This window comes from Dankookia sp. P2, from assembly GCF_050632255.1.
In the GTDB taxonomy this organism is placed as follows: domain Bacteria; phylum Pseudomonadota; class Alphaproteobacteria; order Acetobacterales; family Acetobacteraceae; genus Paracraurococcus.
Genome location: NZ_CP192581.1, coordinates 3,998,103 through 4,023,876, shown reverse-complemented (window position 1 = coordinate 4,023,876; position 25,774 = coordinate 3,998,103). Strand labels below are relative to the sequence as shown.

Genomic DNA, 25,774 nt, shown 5'->3' with positions numbered 1-25,774 from the left:
CTCCCGCCCCCATCTCCTACCCATATGACCCAGGCCCATATCAACCGCATCGCCACCGCCCTGCCGCGGCACGAGGTGCATGACGCCTTCCGGATCTTCGCCGGGCGGCAGATCACCGACCCCCGCACCCAGGGCGCCTTCGCCCGCCTGGCGGAGCGATCCCAGATCGCCAGCCGCTATTCGGTGCTGCAGCCGCGCGCGGATTGCCGCGGCACCACCGATGATTTCTACCGGCTGGAACGCTTCCCCAGCACCGGCGCCCGCATGGCCCGCTACGAGGCCGAGGCGCCGGCCCTGGCCGAGGCCGCCGGCCTGGCGCTGGGCCTCGAGGAGGAGGGGCCGGGCATCACCCATATCGTCCTTGCCACCTGCACCGGCTTCGCCGCGCCCGGGCTCGACCACTGGATCATCGACCGCTTCCGCCTGCCCGGCAGCGTCGAGCGCAGCGTGGTCGGCTTCATGGGCTGCCAGGCGGCGATCAATGCGCTGAAGCTGGCCCACCACATGGTGCGAAGCGACGCGCGCGCACGCGTGCTGGTGCTGAACCTCGAGCTGTGCAGCCTGCACCTGCAGCCCTCGACCGAGATCGAGCAGCTGCTCTGCTTCCTGCTCTTCGCCGATGGCTGCAGCGCCGCGCTGGTGACGGCGGATCCGCAGGGGCTGGCGCTGGAGGGCTTCCATGCCGCGCTGCTGCCGGAGGCGGCCGACCAGATCACCTGGCGGATCGGCGATGGCGGCTTCGACATGACGCTCTCGGGCTTCGTGCCGCTGACCCTGGCGCGCGCCCTGCCGGACCAGTCGGCGGCGATCCTGGCCGGGGCCGATGTTGCCGACTTCGACCTCTGGGCGGTGCACCCGGGCGGGCGCAGCGTGCTGGATGCGGTGATGCACGGCATGGGGCTGCCGGAGGATGCCTTGGATGTCAGCCGCGGCGTGCTGCGGGAGCATGGCAACATGTCCTCGGCCACCGTCATGTTCGTCCTGGCGCGCATGATGGCGGATGCGCAGCGGGGCCAGCGCGGCTGCGCCCTCGCCTTCGGCCCCGGGCTGTCGGCCGAGACCATGCGGTTCCGGGTTGCCTGAGATGCTCGCTGCCCGCAGCACCGAGGACGAGTGGATGGACGACGCGGCGGCCGGCGAGCCGGAATTCGCCGCCGCGCTGGAGGAAGCTCGGCCGCATCAACCGGCTGACCTTCGCCTTCCAGCCCGTGCTCTCCTGGCTCGACCGGCTGGTCGAACGCACCGGGGCGACGGAGCTCTCCATCCTCGATGTCGGCTGCGGCGGCGGGCAGATGCTGACGGCGATCGAGGCCTGGGCGGGCAAGCGCGGCGTGGCGGTGACGCTGGCCGGGCTCGACCACAGCCCCTGGGCGGCGCGCTATGCCGAGGCCCAGGGGTGAACGCGCGGATGATCACCGCCGACCTCTTCGAGCTCGACCCGAATGAGCATTTCGACGTCGTGCTCTGCAACCTCTTCACCCATCACCTGCGCGACCCTGACCTCGTGCGCTTCCTGCACTGGCTGGAAGCGCGGGCCACGCGCGGCTGGCTGATCTCCGACCTGCATCGCCACTGGCTGCCATGGGTCGTGGTCTGGGCCGGCTTCCGGCTGATGCGCTTCAGCCCGATGGTGATCCATGACAGCACCGTCTCGATCGCGCGAAGTTTCGTGCGCGCCGACTGGGAGCGCGTGCTGGCCGAGGCGGAGGTGCAGGCGGAGTTGCGCTGGGTGTTCCCCTTCCGCTGGAATGTCGGGGTGATCCGCGGGTGATCGCCGTCATCGGCGCCGGCCCGGCCGGCTGTGCCGCGGCGATCATGCTGGCCCGCGCCGGCCGGCCGGTGCTGCTGCTGGAACGCCAGGCGGCGGCGCGGGAGAGCGTCTGCGGCGAAGTCCTCGGCGCCGATGCCGCGGCGGCGCTGGCGCAACTGGGGCTGCAGCCGGCGGCGCTGGGCGGCGTGCCGCTGGCCCGCGCCCGGGTCGGCTGGGGGCGGCGGGAGGCCGGCTTCGCCCTGCCCTTCGCCGCCTGGGGCCTGCCGCGGCAGAGGCTGGACGGCGCACTGCGCGAAGCCGCGGTGGCGGCCGGCGCCACGCTGCGCGCCGGCACCGCGGTGCAGGGCGCCGAGCCCAGGCCGGGAGGCTGGCGCCTGCGCCTCCCGGGCGAAGTGATTGCAGCGCGGCAGGTCGTGCTCGCCACAGGCAAGCACGCCTTCCGCGGCTTTCCTCGCGCGGGAGCGCCGCCCGGCGCGCTCGGGCTGAAGCTGCACTTGGCGGGGGTCGATGCGGAGGATGCCGTGACGCTGCTGCCCTTTGCCGGCGGCTATGCCGGGCTGCAGCCGCTGCCGGGCGGCGGCGCCGATCTCTGTGCCGCACTGCATGGCGCGGCCGGCGCCGCAGCGCGGGACGCCAACGCCTTCGTCGCGCAGGTCGCCGAGGGCTCGGCGCTCGGCGCGCGGCTATTGGCGGGCGCGTGGCCGGGGTGGGACCGGCCGCTGGCAGTGGCCGGCGTGCCCTATGGCTTCCGCGCGGCGGCGGGCGGCCCGCCCGGCCTGTTCCGCATCGGCGACCAAGCGGCGGTGATCCCGAGCTTCACCGGGGAAGGCATCGCGCTGGCCTTGCATTCCGGCGTGGCAGCAGCGACCGCGATCCTTGCCGGCGAGCCCGCCGCCGCCTTCCAGGCGCGCTGGCGCCGCCGCAGCACTTGGCCGATGCGCTGGGCCGGGCTCGGCGCCTGGGTGCTGCGGCAGGCGCCGGGCGCCTTCACCGGAGCCGCCGCGATCGCGCCCGCGGCCCGGCTGCTGGCGCGCGGCACCCGCGTCAGTCGATGCTGAGGCCGAGCCGGGCCACCATCGCCTTCTCGTATTCCACCCGCTGCCTGGCGAAGGCCAGGTAATCGGCCGGGCCGAGATACTCCTTCGGCATGTCCCAGCGCTTGATGATCGCCTGGCTCGCCTCGTCCTCATAGGCCTTGCGGAAAGCGCGGTGCAGCGTGTCCACCAGTTCCGGGTCCATCCCCTTCGGCCCGGTGATCCCGTAGGGCGAGGTGACGACCATGTCGTAGCCGAGGTCGCGCAAGGTCGGCACGTCCGGGAAGGCCGCCAGCCGGTCCCGCGTCCAGACCGACAGCAGCCGCAGCTCGCCGCCCTCGACGTTCGGCCGCCAGGAGGAGCTGTCCGCCACCACGTCGATCTGCTTCCCCAGCAGCGCGGTGACGCCTTCCTGGCTGCCGCGGTAGGGGATGTGGGTCATCTCGACCTTCTCCCGCGCGCAGATCTCCTCCATCGCCAGGTGGTTGGTGGTGGCGATGCCGCTGGTCGAATAGGTCAGCTTGCCCGGCGATTTCCGCGCCGCCTCGATCAGGTCGCGAAGGTCCTGTATGGGCTGTCGGCCCGCACCGCGGTGCCGAAGAGGAAGCCGCTGACCTGCATGACGTAGCTGAAGTCGGCGATCGGGTCCCAGGTCTTCTGCTTCGTCAGGAAGGGGTGGCGCAGGATCGAGAGGTGGTGGTGCGCCAGGGTATAGCCGTCCGGCTGGGCCTGGTTGACCAGGAACAGCGCCGCCTGGGTGCCGCGGGCGCCGGGCTTGTTCTCGATCAGCACGGGCTGGCCGAGATCCTTGTTGACGATCTCGAACATCTGCCGGTGCAGCGCATCCAGGCTGCCGCCCGGCGGCCAGGGAATCAGGAAGCGGATGGGACGGTTGGGGAAGCGGCCCTGCGCCAGGGCGGGCGCGGCAAGCAGGCTGGCCGCGACGCCGAGCGCGCCGCGGCGGGTGATGGTGGTCATTCCTCGTCGTTCTCCCGGGTGGTCTTGCAGGGGGCGGCAGGCCGCTTCGGACCGTTGCCCGAGGCGGCGCTCCGGCCAGCCGGCCGTATCAATCGATCCGCAGGTTCAGCTTCTGCGCCATCGCCTGTTCGTATTCCGCCCGGCGGGCGATGAACTGCCGGTAGTCATCGGTACCGTAGTATTCCAGCGGCATGTCGAACTGCCCACGCACCGCGACATTCGCCGGGTCCATCAGCGCCGCCCTGAAGGCATCGTGCAGCCGCCGCACCACGCCAGCGTCCATCCCCTTCGGGCCGGAGATCCCATAGGGCGAGGTGACGACCATGTCGTAGCCCAGCTCCTTCAGCGTCGGCGCATCGGGGAAGCGCGGCGAGCGCTCCGCGGTCCAGACGCAGATCAGCCGCAGCTGCCCGCCTTCCACCAGCGGCGCCCAGGAGGACGCGTCGGCGACGCACATCACCTCGCCGGAGGCGACGGCGACCCGCGGATTCATTGGCGGCGCGGTAGGGGACATGCACCAGCTCGACCTTCTCGCGCGCCGCCAGCTCCTCCATCGCCAGGTGGTTGGTGGTGGCGATGCCGGAGGTCGCGTAGGTCAGCCGCCCCGGCTTGGCGCGCGCATAGGCGACGAAGTCGGCCCAGGAGGTGATCGGTCCGTCCGCCTTCACCGCAATGCCGAACATCCAGCCGCAGAGCCCGATGATATGGGTGAAGTCGGCCGTCACGTCCCAGGGCGGCGTGCGGACGATATAGGGGCGGCGCACGATCGACATGTGCATCTGCGCCAGGGTGTAACCGTCGGGCTTCGCCTGCGTCGTCAGGAACTGCGCGCCCAGAGTGCCGGAGGCGCCTGGCCGATCTCCACCAGCACCGGCTGGCCGAGCGTCTTCGCCGAAAGCTCCGCCAGCGAGCGGAGCTGCGCATCGGCCGAGCCGCCGGGCGGCCAGGGCACGATCAGCCGGATCGGCCGGTCGGGGAATTTGCCCTGGGCAAGGGCGGGCGCGGCGAGCGCCCCGCCGGCGAGGGCGAGCACGGCACGGCGACTGGTCCCGGCGGACGGCATGGATATTTCCTCCCCTTGGTTGCCGCCAATCTGGCCGTGAGCGCGGCGCAGGAAAAGGGGCCGCCCCGCAGTGGCATGGTCTTCCATCCGACAGGATCGTGCTTTCCGTCTGGCGCGGTACCCGGCCTAGTCTTCCGACCTCCCGAGGAGGTTATCCCGCATGCGCCGGACCGGTTTCCTGTTGCTGTCGGCCCTGCTGGCCGCCCCTGCCCTTGCCCAGCCGGCCGATACGCCGCTGCCGCGGGCGCTGTTCGACACCATGTCCGCCAGCCTGCCGCGCCCTTTCCCGGGCTACCGGATCAACCATGCCAAAGGCGCGCTCTACGAAGGCAGCTTCACCCCGGCGGCCGGCGCCGCCGCGCTGACCACCGCGCCGCACCTGCAATCCACGCCCTCCACCCTGCTGCTGCGCTATTCCGATGCCGGCGGCGTGCCGGACGTGGCCGATACCGCGCCCTCCTCGGCGGTGCGCGGGCTGGCCTTCACATTTCGCCTGCCGGACGGGACGGAAACCGACCTGATGTGCATCAACGTGCCTGTCTTCGTCACCAGGACGCCGCAGGACTTCCTGGGCCTGCTGCGGGCCGGCGCGGCGACCAAGCCGGGCATGCCGCAGCCGACGCCGATCGCCCAGTTCCTCGAGTCGCATCCCGAGACCAAGTACTTCGTCACCCTGCCGAAGCCGGTGCCGGACAGCTTCGCCACCGAACGCTTCTTCGCCCTGCACGCCTACAAGGTGACCAATGCGGCGGGCGAGGCGCGTTTCATCCGCTTCCCGCGTGGTGCCGGAGGCCGGCGCCGCCTATCGCAAGGCAGACACCACCGCCGGCCTGCCGCCCAACGTGCTGTTCGACGAGATTGCAGACCCGCGTCGCCATGGGCCCGGTGCGCTACCGGCTGATGGCGCAGGTCGCCGCGGCTGGCGACCCGACCGACGACCCGACCAAGGCCTGGCCGGAGGACCGGCCGCAGGTCGAGCTCGGCACCATCAGCGTGACCCGGCTGGTGCCGGACAGCGCGACGGCGGAGCGCAAGGTGGGCTTCCTGCCGAACCGCAAGCTGCCGGGCCTGGCGGTCTCGGACGATCCCTTCCTCGGGACCCGGGCGGATGTCTACGGCATCGCCTTCCCCGCGCGGCAGCAATGACCCCGCGGCCCTGATCCGGCCAGGGGGCGGCCCCATCCCGCCCCCGTGACGGCGCCGGCAGGGCTCCGCGCCACCCGGCCAGGCCCCCCGCGTTGCAGCGGCGGGAGGACCCGCCATGGACGCGCGCGCCAGCTTCGATGAGCCTGCCGACGAGGCCGCCGACCGGCGCCGCCGGATCCTCGCCATCATCGGCGGGTCCTCGGGCAACCTGGTCGAGTGGTACGATTTCTACGTCTATTCCTTCACCTCGCTCTACTTCGCCGCCGCCTTCTTCCCCTCCGGTGACCGCACCAGCCAGCTGCTGGCCGCGGCCGGGGTCTTCGCCGCGGGCTTCCTGGTGCGGCCGGTCGGCGGCTGGGTCTTCGGCCGGCTGGCGGACCGCCGCGGCCGGCGCTTCTCCATGATGGCCTCCGTCCTGCTGATGTGCTTCGGCAGCCTGATGATCGCGGCCCTGCCGACCCATGCCAGCATCGGCGTGCTCGCCCCCGTCCTGCTGACCGTGGCGCGGCTGGCCCAAGGCCTCTCGGTTGGCGGCGAGTACGGCACCAGCGCCACCTACATGAGCGAGGTCGCGGTGGCCGGCCGGCGCGGCTTCTATGCCAGCTTCCAGTACGTCACCCTGATCGGCGGCCAGCTGCTGGCGGTGCTGGTGATCGTGCTGCTGGAGGCGCTGCTGACGAATGAGCAGATGCGCGCCTGGGGCTGGCGCGTCCCCTTCGTCATCGGCGCCGCCGCCGCCGTGGTCGCGCTGTTCCTCCGCCGCGCGCTGCATGAGACGCAGAGTGCCGACAAGGCCGCGCGGAAGGAGGCCGGCTCGCTCGGCGCCCTGCTGCGCGACCATCCGAAGCCCCTGCTGCTGGTGCTCGGCCTGACCGCGGGGGGCAGCCTGTCCTTCTACGTCTTCACCACCTTCATGCAGAAATACCTGGTCAACACCGCCGGCCTGCCGACGCGGACGGTCAGCGCCACAATGGCGGTGGTGCTGTTCTGCTACATGGCGATGCAGCCGGTCTTCGGCGCGCTGTCGGACCGGGTGGGGCGGCGGGTGATGCTGCTGGCCTTCGGCGCGCTCGGCGCGCTGATGACGGTGCCCTTGCTGACGCTGCTCGGCCATGCCGGCTCGCCGGTCACCGCCGGGCTGCTGGTGCTCGCCGCCCTGGCCGTCATCTCCTGCTACACCTCGATCAGCGGGCTGGTGAAGGCGGAGCTCTTCCCCGGCGAGGTGCGGGCGCTCGGCGTCGGCCTGCCCTATGCGGTGGCGAATGCGCTGTTCGGCGGCACGGCGGAGTATGTCGGGCTCTGGTTCAAGTCGGCGGGGCTGGAATCCGGCTTCTTCTGGTATGTCACCGGCTTCTTCGTGCTGGCCTTCCTCACCGCCTGGGCGATGCCGGAGACGCGGAGCGGGAGCCATCTGGCCCGCGAATACGGCATGGCGGGGCGCCGGGCCGGCCGCGGGGTTGCGTGACGCCCCGGTTGGCGGCACTTTCCGCGCCAATTCCGCCTGATTTCATCGCCGCAAGGACCGGGACCCATCATGCCTGAGAGCTTCGACGTCATCGTCATCGGCGCCGGTCCCGGCGGCTATGTCTGCGCCATCCGGGCCGCGCAGCTCGGGCTGAAGGTCGCCTGCGTCGAGAAGCGGGCGACGCTCGGCGGCACCTGCCTCAATGTCGGCTGCATCCCCTCGAAGGCCCTGCTGCAGTCCAGCGAGCATTTCGAGGAAGCGCGGCACAAGCTGGCCGACCATGGCGTGCTGCTGGACGGCGTGAAGCTCGACCTCGCCAAGATGCAGGCCCGCAAGGGCGAGGTCGTCTCGGCGAACGTCAAGGGCGTCGAGTTCCTGTTCAAGAAGAACAAGGTCACCTGGCTGAAGGGCGCGGGCCGGATCGTCGCGCCGGGCAAGGTGGACGTCGCCGGCGAGACCTACGAGACGAAGAACATCGTCATCGCCACGGGGTCCGAGAGCACGCCGCTGCGGGGCGTCGAGGTCGACGAGAAGCAGGTCATGACCAGCACCGGCGCGCTGGAGCTGGAGAAGGTCCCCGGCCATCTCGTCGTCATCGGCGGCGGCGTCATCGGGCTCGAGCTCGGCTCCGTCTGGCGCCGCCTCGGCGCCGAGGTGACGGTGATCGAGTTCCTCGACCGCCTGGTCCCCGGCATGGACAACGAGGTGGCGAAGCAGCTCGAGCGCACGCTGACCAAGCAGGGGCTGAAGTTCAAGCTGAAGTCGAAGGTGACCGGCGCGGTGAAGTCGGCCGAGGGCGTGACACTCACGGTCGAGCCCGCCGCCGGCGGCGCGGCCGAGGAGGTCAAGGCCGATGTGGTCCTGCTCGCCATCGGCCGCCGCCCGCATACCGAGGGCCTCGGCCTGGCGGAAGCGGGCGTCGAGATGGACGAGCGCGGCCGGGTGAAGACCGACGCCCACTTCGCCACCAACGTCCGGGGCATTTGGGCGATCGGCGACGTCATCGCCGGCGCCATGCTGGCGCACAAGGCCGAGGACGAGGGCGTGGCGCTGGCCGAGATCCTCGCCGGGCAGAAGGGCCACGTGAACTACGCCGCGATCCCCGGGGTGATCTACACCTGGCCCGAGGTCGCCTCGGTCGGCGCGACGGAGGAGGAGCTGAAGGCTGCCGGCATCGCCTACAAGCCGCCAATGGCCGGGCGCGGGCCATGGGCGACCTCGACGGCTTCGTGAAGATCCTGGCCGACGCCAAGACCGACCGGGTGCTGGGCGCGCACATGCTCGGCCCCGATGTTGGCACGCTGATCGCCGAGATTTCCCTGGCGATCGAGTTCGGCGCCTCCTCGGAGGACGTGGCACGGACCTGCCATGCCCACCCGACACTGAACGAGGTGGTCAAGGAGGCCGCTCTCGCCGTGGACGGCCGCGCGCTGCACATCTGGACTCCGCCGCGCAACGGCAAGGGGCGCGCCAGCGGCGCCGATGATCAAGTACATCGGCAGCAAGCGCCTCCTCATCGCCCGGATCCTCGAGGCGGTGGGCGCCGCCGCCCCGGCGGGCGCGACGGTGCTGGACCTCTTCTCCGGCACCGCCCGGGTCGGCACGGCGCTCAAGGCCGCCGGCTACCGCACCATCGCCAACGACCACAATGCCTATGCCCATGCCATCGCCACCTGCTACGTGCAGGCCGACGCGGAGCGCTGGGCCGAGCCGGCGCGGCGCATCCTGGCCGACCTGCAGCGCCTGCCGCCCCGCGCCGGCTGGTTCACCGCCACCTATTGCGAGCAGGCCCGCTACCTGCACCCCGACAACGGCGCCCGGGTCGAGGCGATCCGCGAGGCGATCGCCGCGCTCGGCGCCGAGCCGGAGCTGGAAGCGGTCCTGCTGACCGCCCTGCTGGAAGCCGCCGACCGGGTGGACAGCACCGCCGGGTTGCAGATGGCCTATATGAAGGCCTGGGCGCCGCGCGCCTTGCAGCCGCTGCAGCTCCGCCTGCCCGCCCTGCTGCCGCGGCCGGCGGCCGGCGCCTGTCAGGCGCTCTGCGGCGAGGCCGAGGCGGTGGCCGCCACGGCCGAATGCGACCTCGCCTACCTGGACCCGCCCTACAACCAGCATTCCTACCTGCGGAACTACCATGTCTGGGAGACGCTGGTGCGCTGGGACCAGCCGGAGACCTATGGCGTGGCGCAGAAGCGCACGGATTGCCGCACCCGCCTGTCGGACTTCAACAGCCGCCGCCGCATCGGCCCGGCGCTGGCGCGCACGGTCGCGGCGCTGCGCTGCCCGGCAGTCATCGTCTCCTTCAACGACGAGGGCTACCTGGCCCGGGCCGAGCTGGAGGCGATGCTCGGCGCAGGCCGCCACCTGCAGGTGATCGAGATCCCGCACGAGCGCTATGTCGGCGCCAAGATCGGCATCCACAACCCGCAGGGCGCCAAGGTCGGCCAGGTCGGCCGGCTCCGGAACGTCGAATACCTTTTCGTCGCCACCGAGCGGCGGCTCACCCGGCCGGCGCCGCGGGCCGCCTGATGCCCGGTCCGGCCTCGCTCACCCGGAGAATTCGCCGGCTTCGGCCTGCTCGGGCTCGGCCTGCTCGGCCTGGTGCTGCCGATCCTGCAGGGATCCTTTTCCTCGCCCTCGGCCTCTTCGTGCTGCGCGACCAGTACGACTGGGCGCGGGAGGGCATGGCGAAGCTGCGCGCCCGCTGGCCGCGCCAGGTCGAGGGGGTGGAGGCGCTGGAAGGCCGGCTGGTCGGCTGGTCCCGCCGCCAGGCCGAACGCGTGAAGCGTTTGCTGCCCTGAGGCCGGATCGTCTCCGCCCGTCGAGGCAGGCTCCCGTTGCGGCTGGCCGGTTGGCGGATAGGCAAGCAGCAGCAGAACCCCGCTGGCCCGCCGCCGTTGCTCCTGCCTGACCGGCCGCCCCTTCGGGTGGCTGCAACGGGAGAACGCTTCATGCATCGCAGACTGACCCTCCTCGCAGGCGCCGCCATCCTCGCCGCCGGCCCCGCCGCCTTCGCCCAGACCCAGCAGCAGCGTGCCCAGGCCGTCCAGGGCCAGACCGGGCAGGGCCAGACCGGCGCCGCCAGCACCGCGCCCGCCGCGACCACCAGCCGCGCCGAAGTGGTGACGGGCCAGGAATTCATGCGGCTCGCCTCCATGAGCGACCGCTTCGAGGTGGCGAGCAGCCGGCTCGCCGGCGAGAAGTCGCAGAATGCCAAGGTCAAGCAGTTCGCCGAGCACATGGTGCGCGACCACACCAAGACGACGCAGGAGCTGCAGCAGCTGATCCAGCAGGTTCCCGGCAGCGGCGCAGGCGCCGCCACGCCACTGCCGAACGGCCGCGAGATCCCAGGGCACCGCGCAGAGCGGCCAGGTCACCAATGCCCAGGGCGGGCCGCAGCACGAAGGGTTGGACCAGCAGCACACCGCGCTGCTGCAGCAGTTGCAGGGCGCCAGCGGCGCCGAGCTCGACCGGATCTATGTCAGCCAGCAGATCGCGGCACACCAGCAGGCGGTGGACCTGTTCGGCAATTATGGCCGGTCGGGCGACAACCCGCTGCTGAAGCAATGGGCTGCGAAGACCCTGCCCGACCTGCAGGAACACCTGAAGCTGGCCCAGGCGCTGCAGCAGGGCACCCAGGGCTAAGGCCCCTTCAGGATGCCCGGCGGATGATCCCGCCGGGCATCCGCTTGGCAACCTGCGGCGCGGGCGCGAGACTCGGCGCATGGTCGGATCGGGACCCGCGGGATGACCCCTCCCGCGGCGCCGCCTTCCCCGGGTGCCCGCCGCGTCGCGCTGATCCTCGGCGTGGCGCAGACGCTCGCCTGGTCCGTCACCTATTACCTGCCCGCAGTGGTGGCGCCGGTTGTGGTGGCCGATCTCGGCGCCGACCCGACGCTGGTCTATGGCGCCTTCTCGCTGGCGCTGCTGATCTCCGGCCTTGCCGCGCCCCGGGTCGGCCGGGCGATCGAGCGGCGCGGCGGCAGGCCGGTGCTGCTGGCCTCGGCCGCGCTGCTGGCGCTTGGGCTGCTGTTGCTCGGCCTGCTGCCCGGGCTCTGGGGCTGGGCGCTCGGCTGGATCGTGCTTGGCCTCGGCATGGCGATGGGGCTGTACGAGGCGGCCTTCGCCACGCTCGGCGTGCTCTATGGCCGGGCGGCGCGGCGGCCGATCACCCTGGTGACCCTGGTTGCCGGCTTCGCCAGCACGGTCGGCTGGCCGATGAGCGCGGCGCTGGTCCCATTGCTCGGCTGGCGCGGCACCTGCCTGGCCTATTCGGCGATGTTGCTGCTGGTGGTCCTGCCGCTCTACCTGCTGCTGCCGCGGGCCGCCGCCCCGGCCGAGACCGCGCCCGGTGCGGCGCCCGAGCCGGCGGAGGCGTCCCTGCCCGCGGACTGGGTGCGGCGCAGCTTCCTGCTGCTGGCCGTCTTCTTCACCCTCCGGGCGATCATCAGCGCGACCCTTTCGGTGCACCTGATCGCTGTGCTGGGCGGCCTCGGGCTTTCGGTGTCGGCGGCGGTCGCCGCCGCGGCGCTGATGGGGCCGGCCCAGGTCGGCGGCCGGCTGCTGGAATTCACCTTGGGCAAGGCAGCGCACCCGCTGACGGCGGCGCGGCTCGGCGGGGCGCTGCTGCCGCTCGGCGCGTTGCTGCTGGTCCTGGCCGGGCCGGTGGCGGCGGTGCCCTTCGTGCTGCTCTACGGCGCCAGCAACGGGATCATGACCATCAGCCGCGGCGCGCTGCCCTTGGCGCTGTTCGGGCCGCGCGGCTACCCTGTGCTGATGGGAAAGCTGGCCCTGCCAATCCTGCTGGCCCAGGCCGCGGCACCAATGCTGACCGCGCCGCTGGTGGCCGGGCTGCCGGCGGTGACGATCCTCGGCTTGGCGGGGCTGCTGGCGCTGGCCGCCCTCGGCTGCCTGCTGCCGCTCCGCCGGGCGCCTTGACCCAGCCTAATGCCGGCGTTCCTGCCGGATGCGGGCAAGGGCAATGCAGGCGCCGGCGCTGGCCACCAGCAGGGTCGAGGCACCGGCCCATGCCAAAGTGAGATAGGCGACACGGCGCAGCGCCTCGGCCGTGACAAGGTCGAGCCACAGGATGGTCGACACCACGACCAGACCCAGGACCCAGTGCTGCACCGCCTGCTGCCGCATGATCTCCGCTCCTCCCGACCGGCTTGCACCAGCCCTAACGCCATATCTTTGACATGATCGTATACTGCACACAGTCGTGATACAAGCGTTGGAGTCACCGCGCATCCGTGTCTTGACCCGCACCCGGGGTCGTGCCGAAAGCCGCCCGAAACGCCGCGCCGAAGGCGGGGCGCTGGCGTAGCCAACCGCTGCCGCCGCCCGCGCCGGGCTTGTTCCTTGGGCCAGCAAGGCTGCCGCTTCCGCCAACCGCAGCATCTGCCGCCAGCGGCCGAAGCTCATCCCGGTCTCGCGCCGGAACAGCCGCGTCAGGGTGCGGGCGCTGGCGCCGCATTCGGCGGCCCATTGCTCCATTCCCGCATTCCGCGCCGGGTCGGCCCGCAGCGCCGCCGCCAGGCGCAGCAGGCGCGGGTCGCGTGGCGCCGGGACGCCAAGCGGCAAGGTCGGCGCGCGGGCGATCTCGTCCAGGATCAGCGCCGCCAGATGCCCGCCGCGGCCCGCCTCGTCCCATTCCAGCGGCTCGGAACAGGCGGCCAGGAGCAGCTCCCGCAGCAGCGGCGAGACCGCCAGCACGGTGACGCCGGCCGGGCCCGCTCTCGCCGCATCGGCGCGCAGGAACAGCGCCCGCATCGCCACCGGCCCCTGCATGGCGGTGACATGCGGGACCGCGGCCGGCAGCCAGAGCGCGCGGCCCGGCGGCACCACGAAGCCAGCGGCATCGGTGGTGATCCGCATGATGCCGCGGGTGGCATAGAGAAGCTGGACCCGTTCGTGCGAATGCCGCGGCACCGCCTCCCCGTCCGCATAGTCGCGGGTGAAGCCGACCAGTGGCCGGTCCACCGCATCCTGCGGCAGGCGGCGGGTCGGGGCGGGCGGGAAATGGCCGGCTTGAGACATGGATTGGCCGAACGTCGCGGGACGGCCAGGATAGGATTGGTCGCACGACCCAGGAAAGACCAGGAAGCGCCCGATGCAGGACCCCGGTAAGCGGCAGATCATCTTCATCAATGCCGCCCATACCCTGAACCACTATGGGCTGCTGATCCTCGCCACCGCGGTGCTCGGCATCGTGCAGCAGGCGCCGGAGGCCTTCGGCCGCGATTACGGGCCGATCCTCGCGCTCGGGACGGCGATGTTCGTGCTCTACGGCCTCGGCGCCCTGCCGATGGGCTGGCTGGCCGAGCGGGTCGGCCGCAAGGCGCTGATGTGCGCCTTCTTCCTCGGCGTCGGCGTCTCGATGCTGGTGGCCGGCTTCGCCAGCGCGCCGCTGCCGCTCGGCATCGCCCTGGCCGCCATGGGCGCCTTTTCCGCCATCTACCATCCGATCGGCACGGCCATGCTGGTCGAGGCGGCGGGGACCAGGGTCGGCCGCGCGGTCGGCATCAACGGCGTCTTCGGCAATCTCGGCGTGGCCCTCGCCCCGGTGGTCACCGCGCTGCTGGCGGCGCGGCTCGGCTGGCACTTCGCCTTCCTGGTGCCGGGGACGATCGCGCTGGTCCTCGGCCTGCTCTACCTGCGCCGAGCCGGCCTTCGACACCGCCAAGGCGGCCGGGCCGCAGAAGCCCTTCCCGGTCATCCCGCCGGCCATCGTCCGCCGCGCGGTCGCCGTGCTGCTGACCATCGCCGCGGTCTCCGGCCTGATCTTCAACGCCTTCACCCTGCTGCTGCCGAAGCTGATGGAGGAGCGCCTCGCCACCTCACCGGACCTGCTGCCGGTGGTGGGGCTGCTGGCCTTCCTGGCGACGCTCTGCGGCGGGCTCACGCAGTTCACCGTCGGCAACCTGATCGATCGGCGGACCCTGAAGGCGATCTTCCTGCCGCTGGCTTTGGTGCTGGTGCCGGCCATGGTGCTGCTGGCCTATGCCGATGGCTGGGTGGTGCTGCCGCTTTCGGCGCTGATCGCGGCGTCCGTCTTCGGCCAGGTGACGGTGAACGAGACGATGACCGCGCGCTACGTGGCGCCGGCGCTGCGCACTAAGCTCTATTCCATCCGCTTCACCATCGGCTTCCTCGGCGCCGCCGCAGCCTCCCCGCTGATCGGCCTCCTGCACGAGGCGACGGGCAGCCTGACCGCGCCGATGCTGGTGCTGGCCGCCTTCGGCGTTCTGACCTTCTGCTGCGCCCTGGTCTTCCCGAACCGGCCGGAGGAGCTGCAGCCGGAGTTGTGGGCCAAGGCGGCCGCGGCGCCCGCCGGGGTGCCGGCGGCGGCGGAATAGACGCCAAGCGGGCGCTTCAGGGCGCCCGCAGCAGCGTCAGCCCGTCGATGTCGCTGCCGTCATGCGCCCAGTCGAGCGGCTGCTGGCACACCACCTCCAGCCCCTCCTTCGCCGCGTAGTGGCGCATGAGCTGGAGCGACATGGTGTTCCGCCAGTGCGGATGCCGGCGGAAGTCGCCGCCGGCCAGCGACATGTCGTTCGAGTGGTGCAGGAAGGCATGCCCGCCCGGCAGCAGGGCCCGCCGCGCCTCGGCCAGGTAGGCCCGCACCACGTCGCTGTCGAAATGCACCATGGCGTCGAAGCAGAACAGGAAACTCAGCGCGGCATCCGGTACCGGCAGGCTGCAGCCGTCATTGGCCTGGTAGGCGATGCGCGGGTCGTCGCCGAAGCGGGCGCGGCAGAGCGCGACGTTGGAGGCATGGATGTCGACGATGTGCAGCCGTCCCACCATGGGCAGCAGCTTCGCCGCGTTCCGCCCGCGCCCGGCGGCCAGGTCCATGGTGACCGACAGGTCGATCCCCGTCGCCTCGATCTGCAGGAAGGGCAGGATGATGGTCGCCCATTGCAGGTCGGCGGCCGGCTCGGCCTCGGCGAAATAGGGCGCCTCGATCCAGTCGCGCCCGACATCCTGGGCGGCCTCGAGCGTGCCGGGCGGCAGCGGGGTCTGGGTCATCGGCGCGGTCCCCGAAGGTCGTGGCGTTCCATAGGTCGGCCCGGCACGCCGGCAAAGGCCCGATTGCCGGCGCCCCGCCATTGACCCGGGCACGCGGGCGCGGTTTGCATGGCGCATGACCCTGCTCTCCGGCCCCCTGCTGTCCGGGCATGCCCGCCTCGCCGGCATCCTGGGCTGGCCCGTCGGCCATTCCCGCTCCCCGCCTACACGGGCTCTGGCTGCGCCGCCATGGCATCGACGGCGCCTATGTGCCGCTGCCGGTGCGGCCCGCGGCCTTCGCGTCCGCCGTGCGGGCACTCGCCGATCTCGGCTTCCGCGGCGCCAACGTCACCATCCCGCACAAGGAGGCCGCCTTCGCCGTCTGCACCTCGGTCGACGCCACCGCGCATCGCGCCGGGGCGGTGAACACGCTGGTCTTCCGCGACGGCGCGATCGAAGGGTCGAACACCGATGGCTGGGGCTTCCTGGCCAATTGCCGGGAGGCTGCGCCGGGCTGGACGCCGGATGCCGGGCGGGTGGTGATCCTCGGCGCCGGCGGCTCGGCCCGCTCGATCGCCGCGGCGCTGCTGGATGCCGGCTGCCCGGGCATCACCCTGGTCAACCGCACGCCCGCCCGGGCCGAGAGCGCTGGCGCGGGCGCTGGGCGGGCCGGTCTCGGTCGCCGATGCGCCGCCGCTGGCGGGCGCCGCGATGCTGGTGAACACGACCTCGCTGGGGATGCAGGGCCAGCCCGCCCTGGCGCTGGACCTGGCGCCGCTGCCGGCCTCGGCCGTGGTGGCCGACATCGTCTATGTCCCGCGCGAGACGCCGCTGCTCGCCGCCGCCCGGGCGCGCGGCCTGGCAGCGGTGGACGGGCTCGGCATGCTGCTGCATCAGGCGCGGCCGGGCTTCGAGGCCTGGTTCGGCGTGACGCCGGCGGTGGACGAGGAGCTGCGCACGGTGGTCGGCGGGGACATCCCGGCGCGATGAAGGTGATCGGCCTGACCGGCGGGATCGGCATGGGCAAGTCGACCGCCGCCAATACCTTCAAGCGCCTGCGCGTCCCGGTCTTCGATGCCGATGCCGCCGTGCATGCGATGCAGGGAAGCGGCGGCCGCGCCGTCGCGCCGATCGGCGCCGCCTTCCCCGGGACGGTGGAATCCGGCCGCGTCGACCGGGAGGCGCTGCGCCGGGCGGTGCTCGGCAAGCCGGAGGCAATGCGGCGGCTGGAGCGCATCGTCCACCCGCTGGTCCGCGATGCCGAGCACCGCTTCATGGCCGCCGCCCGCCGGCGGGCGGAGCGGCTGGTGGTGCTCGACATCCCCCTGCTGTTCGAGACCAAGGGCGAGAGCCGCTGCGACCTGGTGGTGGTGGTCACCGCCCCCGCCGCGGTGCAGCGCTGGCGGGTGCTGCGCCGTCCCGGCATGACCGAGGACCGGCTGCGCTACATCCTGTCCCGCCAGATGCCGGACCGGGAGAAGCGCCGCCGGGCCGACCTGCTGGTGCAGACCGGCCAGTCGCGCCACGCCGCGCAACGCGCCATACGCAAGCTGGTCAGGGAGTTGCGGGCATGAGGCAGCTGGTGCTGGACACCGAGACCACCGGCCTCGACCCCGCCACGGGCGACCGCGTCATCGAGATCGCGGCGATCGAGATTGTCAACCTGATCCCGACCGGCGAGACCTACCACGTCCTGCTCGACCCCGAGCGCGACGTGCCGCCCGAGAGCACCAAGGTGCACGGCTTCACGCTGGAGATGCTGCAGGGCAAGCCGAAATTCGCCGCGGTCGTGGATGAGTTCCTCGGCTTCCTCGGCGGCGACCAGATCGTCGCGCACAACGCGCCCTTCGATTTCGGCTTCCTGGATGCGGAGCTGGTCAAGGCTGGCCGGGCGACGCTCGACCGCACGCGCATGGTGGACAGCCTGGCGCTGGCGAAGAAGCGCTTCCCGGGCATGCCGAACAGCCTGGACGCGCTCTGCCGCCGGCTCGGCGTCGACAATTCGATGCGCACCAGCCACAACGCGCTGCTCGACGTGAAGCTGCTGGCCCAGGTCTACCTGGAGCTGATGGGCGGCAAGCAGCCCGGCCTGGTGCTGGCGGCGCAGGTGGCGGCGCCGAAGGTGACGCTCGGCGGGCTGAGCCGGGAACGTACGCCGCGGCCGATCCAGCCCAGCCCGGCGGAGCTCGAGGCGCATGCCGCCTTCCTGAAGAAGCTGAAGGACCCGCTCTGGCTGAAGCCGCCCTTCGCGGAGGCGGAACAGGGCGGAACCTGACGCCTGGCGCCGGTTTGGTCCGGTTGGACCCGAACCGGGAGCAACCCGCGGATGCGCAGCCTGAACAACGCCGTCGTCGTCATCACCGGCGCCTCCTCTGGCATCGGCAAGGCGACCGCCCTCGCCTTTGCCCGGCGAGGCGCCCGCCTCGTCCTCGGCGCCCGCCGGGCCGAGCCGCTGGAGGCGACGGCGCATGAATGCCGCCAGCTCGGCGCCGCGGCCCTGGCGGTGCCGACCGACGTCACCGACGAGGTCGCGGTGCAGGCCCTGGCCCAGGCCGCGATCGATGCGCATGGTGTCGTCGATGTCTGGTTCAACAATGTCGGCACCGGCGTCTTCGGGCCCTATTGGGAAGCCCCGGTCGAGCTGCAGCGGAAGGTGATCGAGGCCAACCTGATCGGCACGCTGCACGGAGCCTCGGCCGTGCTGCCGCATTTCCTGAAGCAGCGGCGCGGCGTGCTGGTGAACATGTGCTCGATGGGCGGCTGGTCGCCGACGCCCTTCGCCGCCTCCTACGCCGCCAGCAAGTACGGCATCCGCGGCTTCACCGCGAGCCTGCGGCAGGAAGCTGACGGGGCATCCCGACATCCATGTCTCCGCGGTCTTCCCGGCACTGGTGGACACGCCGGGCCTGGCGCATGCCGCCAATGTCTCGGGCCGGCGGATCGACCCGCCCGGCCCCTTCCTGACGCCGGAGGCGGTGGCCGAGGTGGTGGTCGGTCTGGCGCGGAAGCCGCGCCGCGAAGTGGCGGTGGGCTGGCCGGCGACGGCGGCGCGCGTCGCCTATGGCCTGGCGCCCGGCCTGACCGAGCGCGGCATCGGCGCCGCCATGCGGGCCGCGCTGCGCCGTGCCCGGCCGGATGCGCGGAGCGAGGGCGCGGTGGCCCGGCCGGTTCCCACCGGCACCGGGACGCGCAGCGGCAAGCCGGTCTGGCACGTGCGGGGGCCGAGCGCCGGCAGCCTGGCGCTCGGCGGGCTCGGCCTGCTGCTCGGCGCGGAATTGCTCGCCGGGGTCCTGACGCGGCGGGGATAGAACGGTAGCCTCTCTCCGGCAGACAAGAACGGAGGAAACGCATGGGCCAGGTCCAGGGCAAGGTCGCGCTCGTCACCGGGGCGGCCGCCGGCATCGGCGCCGCCATCGCCACCACGCTGGGGCGGGAGGGGGCGACGGTGGTCGTCACCGACCTCGACGACCGTCGCGGCGAGGCGACCGCCGAGGCGATCCGCGCCGCCGGCGGTCAGGCGCTGTACCTGCATCAGGACGTGACCGACGAGGGCCGCTGGGCCGAGGTCGTCGGCGAGGTGGACAAGCAGTACGGCCGGCTCGACGTGCTGGTGGCCAATGCCGGCATCGCCATCATGGCCCCGCTGCTGGAGATGTCGCTGGCCGACTGGCGGAAGCAGACCGCGGTGAACATCGACGGCGTCTTCCTGACGGTGAAGCACGGCATCCCGCTGATGCGGAAATCCGGCCAGGGCGGGTCGATCGTCATGATCTCCTCGGTCGCCGGGCTGCGCGGCTCGGCGGGGCTGGCGGGCTATTCGGCGACCAAGGGGGCGGTGCGGCTGCTTGCCAAGTCGGTCGCGCTGGAATGCGCCGGGGCACGCGACGACATCCGCTGCAACAGCGTCCATCCCGGCATCATCGACACCGAGATCTGGGACAAGATGCCGGCCGGCGCCAGCGACGTGCGCCGCAACGCGCCGATCGACGCGCGCGCGATCGCCGAGGGCAGCGTGCCGACCGGCAAGCTCGGCACGGCGCAGGACATCGCCAACGGCGTGCTCTACCTCGCCTCCGACGCCTCGCGCTACGTGACCGGCTCGGAACTGGTGATCGACAGCGGGCTGATGGCCGGGCGGATCGGGAACCTCGCGGCACGCTGAACCGCGGCGCTCAGCTCTCCCGCTCACGCTCCGCCATCATGGCGCGGCAGGCGGGCCTGGCCTGGCAGGCCGCCAGCCAGGCCTTGACCCTCGGCGCCGCCTCGAACAGCTCGGGTGCCGCGGCGGCATAGCGGATCACCTCCGCCAGGTTCAGGTCGGCGACGGTGAAGCGGCCGCCGACCAGGAAGCCGCTTCCCGCCAGCGCCGCGTCCAGCACCGCGAAGGGCGCCCGCAAGGCGGCGATGGCCGCATCCGCCCGGGCCGGGTCGCAGGGACCCTGCGGGTTGCCGGTGCGGTGGTAGAGCACCTCGAGCGTATGCGGCTCGGCCTCGGTCATCGCCCAGAACGACCACATGGTCATCAGCCCGTCCTCGGCCGCGTCGGCCGGGGCGAGCGGCCCGCCATGGCGCTTCGCCAGATAGAGGTTGATCGCCAGCGATTCGTGCAGGACCAGCCCGTCCTCCTCGATCGCCGGGATATGGCCGTTGGGATTCAACGCGAGGAAGGCGGGTGACCGCGTGTTCAGCGGCGCGTCGGCGGCGGCGGGATCGGGCAGCCGGTAGGCCTGGATCACCGGCACCTGCCGGTATTCGAGGCCGAGCTCCTTTGCCAGCCAGATGGTGCGCGAGGCGCGCGAGCGATGGACGCCGTAGATGGTCAGCATGGGGTGCTTCCTCGGTTCGCCGTCACCCTGGCACCATCCGCCGCAGCCCGCCCAGCCCCGCGGCCAGGGCATCCTGCAGCAGCCAGGCGTCGCCGCCCCAGGCGATCAGGCGGAAGCCGTCGTCGAGGGCTTGCTGCGCCTCGGCCGCGCCCGCGACCAGCCGGCCGAGCCCCTTGCGGTGCTTCCGCGCCGCATCACAGATCCGCCGTGTCGCCTCGCGGAACGCCGGATGGTCGAACCGGCCGGGGATGCCGAGCGAGGCGGACAGGTCGAAATGCCCGAGCCAGAGCGCGTCGACGCCATCGAGCGCGGCGATTGCCTCGGCCTGCTCGACGCCCTCCGCCGTCTCGATCATCAGGATCAGCACGGTGCGGTCGTTGGCAGCCGCCAGCGCCTCGGCCGGGGTGCTGCTGCGGTACTTGTCGTGCGCGATGCGCAGCGCGACGCCGCGCCGGCCGAGCGGCGGGTATTTCAGCGCGGCGACGGCGGCCCGCGCGACCTCGATGTTGCCGACCAGCGGCAGCATGACGCCCTCCGCCCCGACATCGGCGATGCGGGCGATGTCGTGTGCCTCGCGCGAGGGGATGCGCACCAGTGTCGGGATGCCGCCGGCCTCGAGGAAGCGCAGGCCGGCCTTCACCGTCTCCTCCGAGAAGCCGCTGTGTTCCATGTCGAGGAAGGCGAAGTCGCAGCCGGCGCCGGCCAGGATATGGCCGATGCCGGGGGTGACGAATTCCACCAGGAAGGTGCCCGCCGTCAGATCCCCCGAACGGACCATGTTTTTCAGTGATTTGACCATCTTATCCTCCCTTTGCAGCGTGGAACCCGAAGCGGGGGCGGGCATTTGCCCGCATTCTCTCACCATGCCTTACTGACGGGGAAGTCCACGGGGAAGACAACGACCGATGCCGGAAGCGCCGACGCCGACACGCCTGCAGCCGCCAGCCGATCCGCGCGTCGACTATTCGGTCCCTATCGGCGACACGGTGAAGACCACCACCTGCTACATGTGCGCCTGCCGCTGCGGCATCCGGGTGCACCTGAAGGATGGCCGGATACGCTACATCGAGGGCAATCCCGACCACCCCGTGAACAAGGGCGTCATCTGCGGCAAGGGCAGCGCCGGGATCATGACGCAATACGCCCCGGCACGGCTGAGCAGCCCGCTGCTCCGGGTCGGCGAGCGTGGCTCCGGCGAGTTCAAGGAAATCTCCTGGCCCGAGGCGATGGAGATCGCCACCGGCTGGCTGCGGAACATCCGGGAGACGGATCCGCGCAAGCTCGCCTTCTTCACCGGCCGCGACCAGTCGCAAAGCCTGACCGGCTTCTGGGCGGCGCAGTTCGGCACGCCGAATTTCGCCGCGCATGGCGGCTTCTGCTCGGTCAACATGGCGGCCGGCGGGCTCTATTCCATCGGCGGCTCGTTCTGGGAATTCGGCGAGCCCGACTGGGACCGCGCGAAATACGTGCTGATGTTCGGCGTGGCCGAGGACCACGACAGTAACCCGATCAAGCTCGGTGTCTCCAGGATCAAGGAACGCGGGGCGAAATTCGTCTCGGTCAACCCGGTGCGCACTGGCTATTCCGCGGTGGCCGACGAATGGGTCGGCATTCGCCCCGGCACCGACGGGCTGTTTGCGTTGGCGTTGGCGCATGAGCTGCTGCGGACCGACAAGGTCGATCTGGACTTCCTCGGCCGCTACACCAATGCCGCCTGGCTGGTGGTGCGCAACCCGGGCGGGGCGGATGACGGCCTGTTCGCCCGCGACGAGAACGGCGCGCCGCTGGCCTGGGACCGCGCGCGCGGCGCGACGGATGCCAAGTCGGCCGGCCTGTCGCCCGTGATGGTCGGCGACTACACCCTGCCGGATGGCCGGCAGGCCCGGCCGGTCTTCCACCTGCTGGCCGAGCGCTACCTGGCACCGGAATACGCGCCGGAGGCGGTCGCCGAGCGCTGCGGCATCACCGCCGCGACCATCCGCCGCATCGCCGCCGAGATCGCCGAGGTCGCCTTCGAGCAGCCGCTGGTGCTGGACCAGCCCTGGACCGATGTCTGGGGCAACCACCATCCCCAGACCATCGGCCGCCCGGTCGCCTTCCATGCCATGCGCGGCATCTCCGCCCATAGCAACGGCTTCCATTCCTGCCGCGCGCTGCACCTGCTGCAGATGCTGCTGGGCGCGGTCGATACCCCGGGCTCCTGGCGCTACAAGTCGCCCTTCCCGCGCCCGATCCCGCCCGGCCCGCCGCCGGCCGGCAAGGGCGCCAAGCCGAACACGCCGCTGGTCGGCAACCTGCTGTCCTTCCCGCAGGGACCGGACGACCTGCTGGTCGACGATGCCGGCAATCCGCTGCGCATCGACAAGGCCTTCTCCTGGGAAGCGCCGATGGCGCTGCACGGGATGATGCACACCGTCATCGGCAATGCGGGCGCCGGCGATCCATACCCGATCGACACGCTGTTCATGTTCATGGCCAACATGGCCTGGAACAGCGCGATGAACCCGGGCGAGGTGATCCGCATCCTGACGGAGAAGCGGGCTAACGGCGAGCATGTCATCCCGCATGTCATCTACTCCGACGCCTACTACTCCGAGACGGTGCCCTATGCCGACCTGATCCTGCCGGACACCACCTATCTCGAGCGCTGGGACTGCATCTCGGTGCTCGACCGTCCCATCGGCAGCGCGCATGGCGCCGGCGATTCGATCCGCCAGCCCGTCATCACGCCCGACCGCGACGTGCGGCCGTTCCAGGAGGTGCTGATCGAGCTCGGCGCGCGGCTCGGCCTGCCGGCCTTCGTGAAGGAGGATGGCAGCCCGAAGTTCAAGGACTATCCGGACTACATCGTGAACCACCAGCGCGCGCCGGGCGTCGGCCCCCTGGCCGGCTTCCGCGGCGCGGATGGCAGCAAGAAGGGCGTCGGCGAGCCGAACCCCGACCAGCTGCAGCGCTACATCGACAATGGCTGCTTCTGGCGCGACCACCTGCCGCCCGAGCAGCACTGGTACAAGCACGCCAATCAGGCCTATCTCGACAACAGCAAGGCCATGGGGTTCATCCCCAAGGCCGAGCAGATCGTCATGCAGATCTGGTCGGAGCCGCTGCAGAAATTCCGCCTGGCCGCCGAGGGCCACGGCGAGCGGCAGCCGCCGGACCGCCTCCGCGAGCGCATCCGCACCTATTGCGACCCGCTGCCCATCTGGTACGCGCCGCTGGAACAGCAGGGCGCCGACCTCGCGCGCTTCGACCTCTCGGCCGTCACCCAACGACCGATGGCGATGTACCATGCCTGGGGCTCGATGAATGCCTGGCTGCGGCAGATCCATGGCTCCAACAAGCTCTACATGGCACGCAGCAAGGCCGAGGCGCTCGGGCTGGTGCATGACGACTGGGTTTGGGTCGAGAGCCGCAGCGGAAAGCTGAAGTGCCAGCTCTCGGTGATGGAGGGCGTGAACCCCGACACGGTCTGGACCTGGAACGCCATCGGCAAGCGCGGCGGCGCCTGGGACCTGGCGAAGGACAGCCCGGAAGTCCTGCGCGGCTTCCTGCTCAACCACGTCATCAGCGAATGGCTGCCGGCGCAGGAAGGATTCCGCTCCGCCAATGCCGACCCGGTGACCGGCCAGGCCGCCTGGTACGACCTGCGGGTCCGCGTGACCAAGGCCGACAGCCCCGGCGTGACGGAACCGCTGCTGACCCCGCTGCACGAACGGCCGCATGCGCCGAAGCGTGTCGACATCCTGCGCTACAGCACGAAGACCAAAGCATGACCTGCCTTCCGGACCGGCAGCCGGGCGCCAAGGCGCTCGGCCTCGTCATCGACCTCGACACCTGCGTCGGCTGCCAGGGCTGCGCCACCAGTTGCAAGGAATGGAACGCCTCTGGCCATTCCGCGCCGCTGCCGGACTACAAGCCCTATTCCGCCGGGGCCGAGGGCGTCTGGTTCAACCGCGTCCATAGCTACGAGGCCGGCGAGGGCGCGGATGGCCGCACCGTCCACTTCCCCCGCTCCTGCCTGCATTGCGAGACGCCGGCCTGCGTCACCGTCTGCCCGACCGGCGCCAGCTACAAGCGCGGCGAGGACGGCATCGTCCTGATCGACCACGACATCTGCATCGGCTGCGGGCTCTGCGCCTGGGCCTGCCCCTATGGCGCGCGGGAGATGGACGAGGACCAGGGGGTGATGAAGAAATGCACCCTCTGCGTCGATCGCATCTACAACGAGACCATCCCCGAGGCGCAGCGCCAGCCGGCCTGCGTGCTGGCTTGCCCGACCAAGGCGCGGCATTTCGGCGACCTTGCCGACCCCGACAGCAAGGTCAGCAAGCTGGTCGCCGAACGCGGCGGCCAGCCGCTGATGCCGAAGCTCGGCTACGGCCCGGTGAACAGCTACCTGCCGCCGCGCCGCCGCGCCGATGTCCAGCCCATCGAGGACGCGCCGACGCCGATGGACATCAAGAACCCCGTGCTGCGCTGGATGGACCGCGTCCTCTCCCGATGAATCCCGCTCCCTCGATCGTCTTCTTCACCACGGCCTCGGGCGCCGGCTATGGCTTGCTCTTCTGGCTCGGCCTGCTGCGGCCAGTCGGTCTGGTGCCGCAGGTGCCGGCCTTCGCGCTGCTCTGCCTGGCGCTCGCGCTGCTGTTGATCACCGCGGGGCTGGCTTCCTCCCTGCTGCATCTCGGCAACCCGCAGCGCGCCTGGCGGGCCTTCAGCCAGTGGCGGTCGTCCTGGCTGTCGCGGGAAGGTGTCGCCGCGGTCGTCACCTATGTCCCCGCGCTGCTGCTCGGCTATGCGCTGCTGACCGGCCGGGACGGGCTTGCCACCATCGCCGGGTTGCTCGCGGCGTTCGGCGCCGTTGTGACGGTCTGGTGCACCGGGATGATCTACGCCTCGCTCAAGCCCATCCCGCAATGGCACCATCCGCTGGTCGCACCGGGCTACCTGCTGCTCGCGGCCTATACCGGCATGGCGCTGCTGGCCGCCGTCTCGGCCATCGGCGGCGTGGTGGCCGGCCCGGCCAGCTTTATCGTCACCCTCGGCCTGGCGGGGCTCGTGCTGAAGATCGCCTATTGGCGCATGGTCGATGGCGGCATGGGCCGCTCGACCGCCGAAAGCGCCACCAGCCTCGGCTTCATCGGCCGCGTCCGCCCACTCGACCCGCCGCATACCGAGACCAACTACCTGCTGCGGGAGATGGGCTTCCGCATCGCCCGCAAGCATGCGGCGAAGCTGCGAAACCTCACCCTTCTGCTCGGCTTCGGCGGGCCGATCCTGCTGGCGCTGCTGGCGACGCAGCTCGGCTTCGGCGGGCTGCTGCTGCCGCTGGCGGCGCTGCTTGCGCTGGGCGGGATGCTGCTGGAGCGCTGGCTGATGTTCGCCGAGGCCCGGCATACCGTGACGCTCTACTACCGCGGCACGTAACCACGCTTGCTCCCTGGCCCGTGGCTTGCAAGGCTCGCTGCGGGAGACGGGAAG

At 71.6% G+C, this 25,774-nt stretch carries 25 protein-coding genes and 6 pseudogenes; 23 read left to right on the top strand and 8 right to left on the bottom strand.

The annotated features are described in order from the left end of the window. Nucleotides 1-24 precede the first annotated feature (24 nt). From ACQ86J_RS23725 to ACQ86J_RS23710, 4 genes are all read left to right on the top strand, one after another. Nucleotides 25-1,083, top strand: a complete 1,059-nt coding sequence (locus ACQ86J_RS23725) for a type III polyketide synthase (protein ID WP_431267465.1) — start codon at nt 25-27, stop codon at nt 1,081-1,083. 125 nt (nt 1,084-1,208) lie between these two features. Continuing rightward, entirely contained in the window at nt 1,209-1,400 is a 192-nt protein-coding gene (locus tag ACQ86J_RS23720; protein ID WP_431267464.1) for a hypothetical protein, read from the top strand. After that, nucleotides 1,397-1,771 (top strand): hypothetical protein, encoded by a 375-nt coding sequence (locus tag ACQ86J_RS23715; protein ID WP_431267463.1) that lies wholly within the window; start codon nt 1,397-1,399, stop codon nt 1,769-1,771. Before ACQ86J_RS23720 ends, ACQ86J_RS23715 begins: the two co-directional genes overlap by 4 nt. After that, complete coding sequence (locus ACQ86J_RS23710) at nt 1,768-2,829, top strand: NAD(P)/FAD-dependent oxidoreductase (protein ID WP_431267462.1); 1,062 nt, start codon at nt 1,768-1,770, stop codon at nt 2,827-2,829. The genes ACQ86J_RS23715 and ACQ86J_RS23710 overlap by 4 nt, the downstream gene beginning before the upstream one ends. On the opposite strand, the pseudogene ACQ86J_RS23705 reads toward ACQ86J_RS23710, so the two are convergent. The 4 genes and pseudogenes from ACQ86J_RS23705 to ACQ86J_RS23690 all read right to left on the bottom strand — a co-directional run bounded on the left by ACQ86J_RS23705 (nt 2,816) and on the right by ACQ86J_RS23690 (nt 4,846). After that, a pseudogene (locus ACQ86J_RS23705) lies at nt 2,816-3,633 on the bottom strand (tripartite tricarboxylate transporter substrate binding protein). The gene ACQ86J_RS23710 and the pseudogene ACQ86J_RS23705 overlap by 14 nt on opposite strands. Nucleotides 3,634-3,871: 238 nt before the next feature. Further along, nucleotides 3,872-4,276: a tripartite tricarboxylate transporter substrate-binding protein gene (locus ACQ86J_RS23700; protein WP_431267461.1), complete on the bottom strand. Its 405-nt coding sequence runs from the start codon at nt 4,274-4,276 to the stop codon at nt 3,872-3,874. 52 nt (nt 4,277-4,328) lie between these two features. Next, nucleotides 4,329-4,604: pseudogene (locus ACQ86J_RS23695) on the bottom strand (tripartite tricarboxylate transporter substrate-binding protein); the annotation flags it as partial. Further along, on the bottom strand, nt 4,601-4,846 hold the full coding sequence (locus tag ACQ86J_RS23690) for a hypothetical protein (RefSeq protein ID WP_431267460.1): 246 nt from the start codon (nt 4,844-4,846) through the stop codon (nt 4,601-4,603). The gene ACQ86J_RS23690 and the pseudogene ACQ86J_RS23695, both read right to left, overlap by 4 nt. Before the next feature lie 160 nt (nt 4,847-5,006). Here ACQ86J_RS23690 and ACQ86J_RS23685 point away from each other — a divergent pair, with 160 nt between their 5' ends. From ACQ86J_RS23685 to ACQ86J_RS23645, 9 genes and pseudogenes are all read left to right on the top strand, one after another. After that, complete coding sequence (locus ACQ86J_RS23685) at nt 5,007-5,747, top strand: catalase (RefSeq protein ID WP_431267459.1); 741 nt, start codon at nt 5,007-5,009, stop codon at nt 5,745-5,747. Beyond that, complete coding sequence (locus tag ACQ86J_RS23680; RefSeq protein WP_431267458.1) at nt 5,732-5,992, top strand: catalase; 261 nt, start codon at nt 5,732-5,734, stop codon at nt 5,990-5,992. The genes ACQ86J_RS23685 and ACQ86J_RS23680 overlap by 16 nt, the downstream gene beginning before the upstream one ends. A 115-nt stretch (nt 5,993-6,107) precedes the next feature. Beyond that, nucleotides 6,108-7,457, top strand: a complete 1,350-nt coding sequence (locus ACQ86J_RS23675; RefSeq protein WP_431267457.1) for an MFS family transporter — start codon at nt 6,108-6,110, stop codon at nt 7,455-7,457. A 69-nt stretch (nt 7,458-7,526) separates the two neighbouring features. Continuing rightward, nucleotides 7,527-8,896 (top strand): annotated as a pseudogene (gene lpdA, locus ACQ86J_RS23670) (dihydrolipoyl dehydrogenase); the annotation flags it as partial. 43 nt (nt 8,897-8,939) lie between these two features. Further along, nucleotides 8,940-9,986: a DNA adenine methylase gene (locus tag ACQ86J_RS23665; protein WP_431267456.1), complete on the top strand. Its 1,047-nt coding sequence runs from the start codon at nt 8,940-8,942 to the stop codon at nt 9,984-9,986. Then, nucleotides 9,986-10,258 carry a hypothetical protein gene (locus tag ACQ86J_RS23660; RefSeq protein WP_431272739.1) on the top strand — a complete coding sequence of 91 codons (273 nt, stop codon included), beginning with the start codon at nt 9,986-9,988 and terminating at the stop codon, nt 10,256-10,258. Before ACQ86J_RS23665 ends, ACQ86J_RS23660 begins: the two co-directional genes overlap by 1 nt. A gap of 150 nt (nt 10,259-10,408) precedes the next feature. Further along, nucleotides 10,409-10,690 (top strand): annotated as a pseudogene (locus ACQ86J_RS23655) (DUF4142 domain-containing protein); the annotation flags it as partial. Between the two features lie 175 nt (nt 10,691-10,865). Then, on the top strand, nt 10,866-11,102 hold the full coding sequence (locus ACQ86J_RS23650) for a DUF4142 domain-containing protein (protein ID WP_431267455.1): 237 nt from the start codon (nt 10,866-10,868) through the stop codon (nt 11,100-11,102). Between the two features lie 102 nt (nt 11,103-11,204). Beyond that, nucleotides 11,205-12,395: an MFS transporter gene (locus tag ACQ86J_RS23645; protein ID WP_431267454.1), complete on the top strand. Its 1,191-nt coding sequence runs from the start codon at nt 11,205-11,207 to the stop codon at nt 12,393-12,395. Between the two features lie 6 nt (nt 12,396-12,401). On the opposite strand, the gene ACQ86J_RS23640 is transcribed toward ACQ86J_RS23645, so the two are convergent. Continuing rightward, nucleotides 12,402-13,496: a helix-turn-helix domain-containing protein gene (locus ACQ86J_RS23640; RefSeq protein WP_431267453.1), complete on the bottom strand. Its 1,095-nt coding sequence runs from the start codon at nt 13,494-13,496 to the stop codon at nt 12,402-12,404. 73 nt (nt 13,497-13,569) lie between these two features. Between ACQ86J_RS23640 and ACQ86J_RS23635 the strand changes: the two are divergent. Next, nucleotides 13,570-14,079, top strand: a pseudogene (locus tag ACQ86J_RS23635) (MFS transporter); the annotation flags it as partial. A 127-nt stretch (nt 14,080-14,206) separates the two neighbouring features. Further along, nucleotides 14,207-14,815 carry an MFS transporter gene (locus ACQ86J_RS23630; RefSeq protein WP_431267452.1) on the top strand — a complete coding sequence of 203 codons (609 nt, stop codon included), beginning with the start codon at nt 14,207-14,209 and terminating at the stop codon, nt 14,813-14,815. A 16-nt stretch (nt 14,816-14,831) separates the two neighbouring features. Here ACQ86J_RS23630 and ACQ86J_RS23625 read toward each other — a convergent pair whose 3' ends face one another. Then, nucleotides 14,832-15,488 carry a class I SAM-dependent methyltransferase gene (locus tag ACQ86J_RS23625; protein WP_431267451.1) on the bottom strand — a complete coding sequence of 219 codons (657 nt, stop codon included), beginning with the start codon at nt 15,486-15,488 and terminating at the stop codon, nt 14,832-14,834. Between the two features lie 115 nt (nt 15,489-15,603). Between ACQ86J_RS23625 and ACQ86J_RS23620 the strand changes: the two are divergent. From ACQ86J_RS23620 to ACQ86J_RS23600, 5 genes and pseudogenes are all read left to right on the top strand, one after another. Continuing rightward, nucleotides 15,604-16,457 (top strand): annotated as a pseudogene (locus tag ACQ86J_RS23620) (shikimate dehydrogenase). Continuing rightward, the gene (coaE, locus tag ACQ86J_RS23615) at nt 16,454-17,041 is read left to right on the top strand and encodes a dephospho-CoA kinase (protein ID WP_431267450.1); all 588 of its coding nucleotides are present in this window, start codon (nt 16,454-16,456) and stop codon (nt 17,039-17,041) included. Before ACQ86J_RS23620 ends, coaE begins: the two are co-directional and overlap by 4 nt. Next, nucleotides 17,038-17,742 (top strand): DNA polymerase III subunit epsilon, encoded by a 705-nt coding sequence (gene dnaQ, locus ACQ86J_RS23610; RefSeq protein ID WP_431267449.1) that lies wholly within the window; start codon nt 17,038-17,040, stop codon nt 17,740-17,742. The genes coaE and dnaQ overlap by 4 nt, the downstream gene beginning before the upstream one ends. Before the next feature lie 51 nt (nt 17,743-17,793). Then, complete coding sequence (locus ACQ86J_RS23605) at nt 17,794-18,783, top strand: SDR family NAD(P)-dependent oxidoreductase (protein ID WP_431267448.1); 990 nt, start codon at nt 17,794-17,796, stop codon at nt 18,781-18,783. A 33-nt stretch (nt 18,784-18,816) separates the two neighbouring features. Beyond that, complete coding sequence (locus ACQ86J_RS23600) at nt 18,817-19,629, top strand: SDR family NAD(P)-dependent oxidoreductase (protein ID WP_431267447.1); 813 nt, start codon at nt 18,817-18,819, stop codon at nt 19,627-19,629. Between the two features lie 10 nt (nt 19,630-19,639). Here the strand turns inward: ACQ86J_RS23600 and ACQ86J_RS23595 are convergent, their stop codons facing one another. Together ACQ86J_RS23595 and ACQ86J_RS23590 are read right to left on the bottom strand one after the other, a co-directional pair. Continuing rightward, the gene (locus ACQ86J_RS23595; RefSeq protein WP_431267446.1) at nt 19,640-20,293 is read right to left on the bottom strand and encodes a glutathione S-transferase family protein; all 654 of its coding nucleotides are present in this window, start codon (nt 20,291-20,293) and stop codon (nt 19,640-19,642) included. 22 nt (nt 20,294-20,315) lie between these two features. Further along, nucleotides 20,316-21,092, bottom strand: coding sequence for an HpcH/HpaI aldolase family protein (locus ACQ86J_RS23590; protein ID WP_431267445.1), 777 nt, complete (start codon nt 21,090-21,092; stop codon nt 20,316-20,318). A 106-nt stretch (nt 21,093-21,198) separates the two neighbouring features. On the opposite strand from ACQ86J_RS23590, the gene ACQ86J_RS23585 reads away from it, so the two are divergent. Genes ACQ86J_RS23585 through ACQ86J_RS23575 form a run of 3 tightly spaced genes read left to right on the top strand, consistent with a single transcriptional unit; the run spans nt 21,199 to nt 25,720 of the window. After that, the gene (locus tag ACQ86J_RS23585; protein WP_431267444.1) at nt 21,199-24,066 is read left to right on the top strand and encodes a molybdopterin-dependent oxidoreductase; all 2,868 of its coding nucleotides are present in this window, start codon (nt 21,199-21,201) and stop codon (nt 24,064-24,066) included. Further along, nucleotides 24,063-24,797: a 4Fe-4S dicluster domain-containing protein gene (locus ACQ86J_RS23580; protein ID WP_431267443.1), complete on the top strand. Its 735-nt coding sequence runs from the start codon at nt 24,063-24,065 to the stop codon at nt 24,795-24,797. The genes ACQ86J_RS23585 and ACQ86J_RS23580 overlap by 4 nt, the downstream gene beginning before the upstream one ends. Then, nucleotides 24,794-25,720 (top strand): dimethyl sulfoxide reductase anchor subunit family protein, encoded by a 927-nt coding sequence (locus ACQ86J_RS23575; protein WP_431267442.1) that lies wholly within the window; start codon nt 24,794-24,796, stop codon nt 25,718-25,720. Before ACQ86J_RS23580 ends, ACQ86J_RS23575 begins: the two co-directional genes overlap by 4 nt. Nucleotides 25,721-25,774 lie beyond the last annotated feature (54 nt).